This is a genomic window from Mycobacterium simiae (genome assembly GCF_008370645.1).
GTDB classification, from domain to species: Bacteria; Actinomycetota; Actinomycetes; order Mycobacteriales; family Mycobacteriaceae; genus Mycobacterium; species Mycobacterium simiae_A.
Window position 1 is genome coordinate 1 of the sequence record NZ_VTZN01000219.1, and the last position, 6,968, is coordinate 6,968.

3 protein-coding genes and 1 pseudogene are annotated in these 6,968 nt (G+C 63.4%); 2 read left to right on the forward strand and 2 right to left on the reverse strand.

Translation table 11 applies throughout. The annotated features are described in order from the left end of the window. Both F0Q45_RS23190 and F0Q45_RS30540 read left to right on the forward strand, forming a co-directional pair. On the forward strand, window positions 1-1,671 hold a 1,671-nt coding region (locus F0Q45_RS23190; RefSeq protein ID WP_188113114.1), incomplete at its 5' end, for an acyl carrier protein. A 333-nt stretch (window positions 1,672-2,004) separates the two neighbouring features. After that, a pseudogene (locus tag F0Q45_RS30540) lies at window positions 2,005-2,306 on the forward strand (hypothetical protein); the annotation flags it as partial. A 523-nt stretch (window positions 2,307-2,829) separates the two neighbouring features. Here the strand turns inward: F0Q45_RS30540 and F0Q45_RS23195 are convergent. Then, a complete protein-coding gene (locus F0Q45_RS23195) occupies window positions 2,830-4,194 on the reverse strand; it encodes a condensation domain-containing protein (RefSeq protein ID WP_262491134.1) in 1,365 nt (454 codons plus the stop codon). Window positions 4,195-4,334: 140 nt separating this feature from the next. Beyond that, on the reverse strand, window positions 4,335-6,968 hold a 2,634-nt coding region (locus F0Q45_RS23200), incomplete at its 5' end, for an SDR family NAD(P)-dependent oxidoreductase (protein ID WP_149656140.1).

Genomic DNA, 6,968 nt, shown 5'->3' on the forward strand with positions numbered 1-6,968 from the left:
CGCATACTGTCCGCGCGGTTGGCCACCCAAACCCCCCAACAACGGCGTGACACCCTCACCGCGATGGTCACCGCCACGGCTGCCGCGGTGTTGGCCCACCCCGACCCGGCCGCGCTCGATCCCGACCTGGCGTTTAAAGACCTCGGTATTGACTCACTGACTGCCCTAGAGCTACGCAACACCATCAACCAACAAACCGGCCTCACCCTGCCTGCAACCCTGGCCCTCGACCACCCCAGCCCGGCCGCGCTCGCCGCCTACCTAGCCGATCTACTAACCGACACTGCTGCACCCGCCGTGCCAGCGGCTGAGGTCAGCACCCCTGGCGATGAGCCGGTGGACGATCGGCTCGCATACCTGGACCAGGCGTCTTTTCTCGCACTGCGGGCGGTTCACGGCTCGCTGCTTCAGGTCACCTGGATATACGACCGTGCGGTGGATCTTGACGGGTTGCGGCGTTTTCACCGCAACCTCGGATCCGGGTTGTTGGGACGCAGGATCGAACGGGCTTTACTACCGTTCGCGCGTGATCGCTGGGTCTTGTCTCCGGCGTCGGCGGACATCGATATCGCCGCAACGCCGCGGTCGCGCGCCGATGTGACCGCGTGGGCTGACGAGCGGGGGCGCGTGCCCATTGATCCGGAGTGGGGACCCGGCTGGCATCTGGGGGTGCTTCCGCTCGAGGGCGGCGGGACAGCGGTAAGTCTGGTGGCTTCGCATACGCTCGTCGACGCGATGGCGTTCGCCCACGCGATAACCGATGCTGCTGAGGGCCGGACGCACAATTTGGGCTATTCAACTGCGGGATCGCGCACCCGCCGGCAGGCATTGCGTGAGGATCTCCGGCAAACTGTCAAAGATCTGCCCGACGTAGCGCGGGCGTTGGGCGCCGTGGCTCGACGGGCCCGGCGCGACCGCGAAGAACTCAAATCATCGATCCAAGCGGCGCCACCCTCCGCGAGGACCGCCAGTGGCGATCCGACCGTACAATTGCCGGCCCTTACGGGATACGTCGACCTGGCGGAATGGGATGCCCGCGCGAAAAGTCTTGGCGTTGCTAGCAATTCGCTTGCGGCAGGAATCGTGTGCAGACTCGCGGTCCGGGCGGGACGTGTTCGTGACGACGGAACAGTCACCCTACGATTCATGCTGTCGCTTCGGACCGCAAACGATACCCGCGCGAATGCGCTTACGAATGTCGACGTCACAGTCGACCCAACGCATGCCGCGACGGACCTCCGCGAAATGCAACTCAAGATCACGCGAGCGATCCTCGCAGCGATGGAGGATTCCAACGACGACTTTGCGGCACCACTCCCACTGGCAGCGATGACACCGAAGTTGGTGGCTAGGAAACTAGCAGGGATGGCGGTTGGTGGCGGCAGCCTTCCGGTCACTTGCTCCAATCTCGGTGATCTGCCCCCGGCGGCGAACCGGCCCGACGGCACCGACGCCGTGTATTTGTACATGAGAAGCATCGAGCCCGATATCAAGAAGAGCACGCTTGAGGCCATGGGCGGCCAACTGTTTCTGGCTTCGGGGCGGGGCCACGGGAAGATCTTCTTCCGAGTCGTCGGATATCTTCCCGGCAAGCCGAACACCATAGACTGGCTGCGGGAGATTGTATCGCGCACCTTCGCCGAATTCGATCTGACCGCAGAGATCGATTAAAGGCGACTTTTGGCGTGGCTTGGCTTAGGTGCCGGCCAGACTTGCGGCGTTGTCGACTACCTTGCTTGGCTGATGGGCGCCACCAAGGACCATCGCGGTTGCGGAACCTAATGAGACGAGCGGGGCAGGTTTGAGAGGCTCTGCTGTAGCAGCGGCCAGCGGGTCAGCACTCTCGGAACCGGACCCCCGGTCGCAGGCCTACTGACAGACCGTGCGCCCTCCAGTCCAGTGCGCCGGTGGCCGGACTGCTGCTGGAGTGTCGTGCCCGCTTCGGCGTGAGCACTTGTTCATGAGGTCGCCGGGGCCCCGGGACGCTGTCGCAGTGTCGGGCGGATGCGAAGGGAGAAGGTGCTGGTACTGTTTGTCGGCTACGACTGGGCTGAGGATCATCACGATATATCGAGATCGAGGACGAGGAGGGGCGCCGGCTCGCTCGAGCCCGGGTGCCGGAAGGCTTGGAGGGAATCTCGCGACTGCACGTGCTGGTGGCCGAGCACGCGCCGGCCGAGTGGGCAGATGTGCCGCCAGAGCAGGTCGCCGCCCGTGTGGTCGTGCGGATCGAGACCGACCGCGGGCCGTGGGTCGCCGCCCTGGTCGCTGCGGGTTACAAGGTGTGCGCAATAAATAAACCCGCAGTCCGCGGCGCACTGACCAGCTCTACAAGGCCGGGCGGTGAAACGCCGCCCGGCCTTCTAACGGCGCGGCTCACCTCACAGCGCCACGATGGCTCAGTCCCGACCGGAATAGTGGCTCACCAGACAGCGGAACGCTGGCTCCCAGCGGCCGCAATATCCAGGCAGGTCTCACCGGCTTTGCTGAACGCGGCTACTCGGCGACCGACACGCTGACAACTGCCCCAGCGACAACCGCCACGGGCTTCGTCAGCTTCGTCCCGAGAAGCCCAGGAACGATCCGATCCTATTCGACTTCCCGAATACGCTCACGTGCGCTGAGGCAATGCTATATACTTCTTCTCTTCGATCCTGCGTCGATGCTTATAGCGGCGTTGGCATTAAACTTTGCCGTGACTTCTATCACAATTCGAGCGGCGGAACCCGGCCTTTGCGCCTAGGCGCGAGTCAAGATTCAAACGCAGCATCTAATCGTCGGTTACCGCTGCCATTCCGTCGTTACAGCGCAAATTAACTGCGTCGACTCCTATCGCGCTACTTGTACTACCGCGGTTGCGTGACGGCCTTCGGCGACCCGCTCATACACAGACTTGAGAACGTCGACGTAGCGGCACACCGACTCGCGGGCAATCGGATTATTGGGGAATTTAGCCATAATGGATACTTCGTCGAAGAGCCGGATCACCGAGAAATATAGATAAGCCGGGTTTCTGCCGTCGTCGTAAGCGGTTGCATTCCGCCCTTTCAAAGCCGTCGCGACGACAGCGGAAAGGGGAGGAAGGCCCGCATCCATGTAGTTCATCATGTTGAATTGTGAAGTATATGGTTTCAACCAGGGCGCCAATTCCAGTACGCGATGGTAAGGCACATTCGCGAGGTGCAGATTCTCGTCAAATGACGCCTGAGCCGCGCGGGCAGTCTCCTCGAAGGAGTTTGGGTCGATCGGCACGGTGAACGGAACGATGCCAGTGAACCAACCCATTGTCATGCATTCGGCGGGAGAGCTTCGCTTATCGAAAGGGGTGAGGCCATAGTAGGTTGGCTGACCAGTCAATTCATAGTGCGCTAAGGCGGCGCAGGTGAACAATCCGCCACTGAAACGGGCACCCGCCGCGACGCAATTAGCCTCAAATTTAGCTGTTTGCTCGGGACTCATCAGCCGCTCGACGATGATATCACCCCCGCAGTGTACCGACTGGTCACCCAGCGGCAACGGGAACTCCGGCATGCCTCCGCCGTTGTTCTCCGCAAACTGAATCCATTTGCGAACCTCAGTCGAATCCAAGGTCATGGAATCAGCGCTCTGCTTCTCCCGAACGCAGAAATGATCATGACTGGCCGCCGGCGGCAACGTCACTGGCGGTTTGCCTTCTACTAGTGCGTTGTAGTTCGTCAGAACTTCGACGTACAACGCGGAAACCAGCGCGGGGTCGCAGTGCAGATGATCGACAATCGCAAACAGAGTGCAGTGGTCCGCATGCTGAATTAGGCCGAATCTGAAGCAATCCCACTGCAGCGGATCCGGAACAGACAGGACCAGGTCGCGCCATTCAGACTGCGTGAGATGGCCAAGCTGAACCGCAACGAAGTGGATGTCACGAGGATTGGTAATTTTGTGTCGAATAATCTTGTCGGCGTTCTGATACTCGAACCAGCTGCGGTAGGTCTCGTGGCGACGAAGGTGCGAGTTGATGACATGAGTCATAGTCCGGATATCACATTTACCGGGCATATCCCAGGAACCCATGACCAGCCGCGAATAATCAAGCCCACGCTTTTCGAAATCGACGAATCCACGCAAATGGCCGGTTTGTGCGAAGCTGGGCGGCGCCGTAACTACCGGCGCTTGACGAGCTTTTGCAATCGAGGCAGGTGTCGGCTGCCAGACCACGACCGAACCTGGTCCCGGCTCCCAGTCGTGGACTATTCCCGCGCCCAGAGTGACGTCCGATGAGCCCCCGCCTATTATCACGGTCCCTCCTCCGCTTCCGGCCCCCTGAAGTGCAGTTGGCGCTTGGGTCTATTCCTACCTCATGGGTGTGCTGCAAGGTTGGGTTTTGATGTCAATTTGTCGTAAAGCAGATCCGCCAGCCCCCTGACGGTGGTGATCTCGGACGTTGTAATGCGTACCTTCGTCTCGGCTTCGATGTGGATGCGCAGTTCCTGGCTGCCCAGGGAGTCCAGGCCGTACTCGGTGAGCTGGCGGTCGGCGTCGACGGTCCGGCGCAAGATCAGGCCGATTTGCTCGGAGATCAGACGCCGCAGCCGGGCTGGCCACTCATCCTGAGCCAGCTGGTCCAGCTCGGCAAGGAACTTGCTGGAGCCCGACCGGTTGCGCTGAGACCGAAACATCTCCGCGAAGGGGCTGTGCTCGGCAAAGGCCCCGAGCCATGGTGATCCGATCACCGGGGCATAGCCGGTGTAGGCGCGGTTATGGCGCAGCAGCGCTTCGAAGGCGTAGGCACCCTCGTCGGGGGCGATGGCGACACCGGCTTCTTCAGCAAACGTCGTGGCGCGACCGATCTCCCCCCAGGGGCCCCAGGCGATGGCGGTGGCCGGAAGACCCTGCGCTTTACGCCACCCAGTGAAGGCGTCGAGCCAGCTGTTGGCCGCGGCATAAGCGCCCTGACCGGGTGAGCCCACCAGGGCCGCCGCCGAGGAGAACGAGCAGAACCAGTCCAACGGCTGGCCTGCGGTGGCCCGGTGCAGATGCCATGCGCCATACACCTTGGGCGCCCAGTCACGCTCGATCAGTTCCTCGGTGATGTTGACCAAGGTGGCGTCCTCGACCACCGCGGCCGCATGCAGCACCCCGCGCAACGGCAGATCCGTGGCCGTTGCCGTGGCCACCAACCGTTCGGCGGTGCCGGCCTGGGCGATGTCGCCGCAATCGACCACCACGTCAGACCCGATGGCGCGGACCAGTTCGATGGTCTCCAATGCCCTTTGACTGGGCTGGGAACGTGAACTGAGCACGATCCGGCCGGCGCCGCCGTTGGCCATCTTCTCGGCTAGGAAGAGGCCAAGGCCGCCCAAACCGCCAGTGATGATGTAGGAGCCGTCACCGCGGAACACGGCAGCCTGTTCCGGCGGCAGCACCACGCTGCTGCGCCCGGCGTGCGGGATGTCGAGGATCAGCTTGCCGGTGTGCTCAGCCGCCCCCATGACCCGAATCGCGGTGGCCGCCTCGGCCAGTGGGTAATGCCTGGTTTCGGGCATCGGCAACACCCCCTCTGCGGTCAGCCGGTACACCTTGTTCAACAGCTGGCGAACCGCAGTGGGATGGCTGACCGATAGCAGACCCAGGTCCACGCCGTAGAAAGCGAGATTTTGCCGGAACGGGAAGAGCCCGAGCTTGGTGTCGCCATAGATGTCGCGCTTGCCGATCTCGATGAAGCGTCCACCCACGGCCAGTAGCTTGATCCCGGCCAACTGCGCGGCACCGAAGACGGAGTTGAGCGCGATGTCGACGCCGTAGCCGTCGGTGTCGCGGCGGATCTGCTCGGCAAACTCCACGCCGCGCGAGTCGTACACGTGCTTGATCCCCATGTTGTGCAACAGATTTCGACGCCGTTCGTTCCCTGCGGTGGCGAAGATCTCGGCCCCGGCGGCGCGGGCGATCGCGATCGCAGCCTGGCCCACCCCGCCCGTCGCGGAGTGGATCAGCACCTTATCGCCGGCCTTGATGCGGGCCAGGTCGTGCAGGCCGTACCAGGCGGTGGCGCTGGCGGTGGTCACCGCGGCGGCCTGGGCGTCGGTCAGACCTTCTGGCAGCGGGGTGGCCAGGCGGGCGTCGCACCTGACGAATGTGCCCCAGCAGCCGCTGGGAGACATGCCACCCACGTGGTCGCCGACCTTGTGGTCGGTGACGTCGGGGCCAACTGCGGTCACCACGCCCGCGAGATCGGTGCCCAGCTCCGGTTGCCGGCCGTCCACGGTCGGGTAGCGGCCGAAGGCGACCAGGACATCGGCGAAGTTGATGCTGGACGCGCTGACCGCGACCTCGATCTGCCCGGGGCCCGGCGGCGTGCGGTCGAAGGCCGCGAACTCCAGGGTCTGTAGGTTGCCGGGGGTGCGGATCTGCAGGCGCATACCGGCTTCGGCGTGGTCGACGACGGTGGTTTGCCGTTCTTCGGGGCGCAGCGGAGCCGGGGTGAGCCGGGCCGTGTACCATCCGTCGTTGCGCCAGGCGGTCTCGTCCTCGTCGGAGGCCAGCAGCAGCTGGCACGCCACTGGGTCGGTGGCGGTGTGCTCGTCCACGTCGATGTAGGTGACCTTCAGATGCGGGTTCTCGGCGCCGATCACCCGCAGCAGGCCACGCAGCCCGCCCTGCTCAAGGTTGGGACGATCGTCGGCCAGCACCGTCTGGGCACTTCTGGTCATTACATAAAGGCGGGGTGCTTGGCCCACGATCGTTGGGAGGTCGCGGGCGATGCGCACCAGATGTTTGACGTACCCGTTGCCAATGGCCGACGACACATCTTCCGCGGCACCTGTTTGCGGCGGCGTCAGCACAACCATCCCGGTGAACCCGCCGGCCTCGAGATGGTCGCGCAGCCGTTTGGTCTGGGCCGTGTGGTCGGCATGCTGGGGCCAGGACATCGTGGTGCATTGCGCGTCGTGCAGTTTGAGCGCGTCGATCAATTCCGCGGCCACCATGTCCGT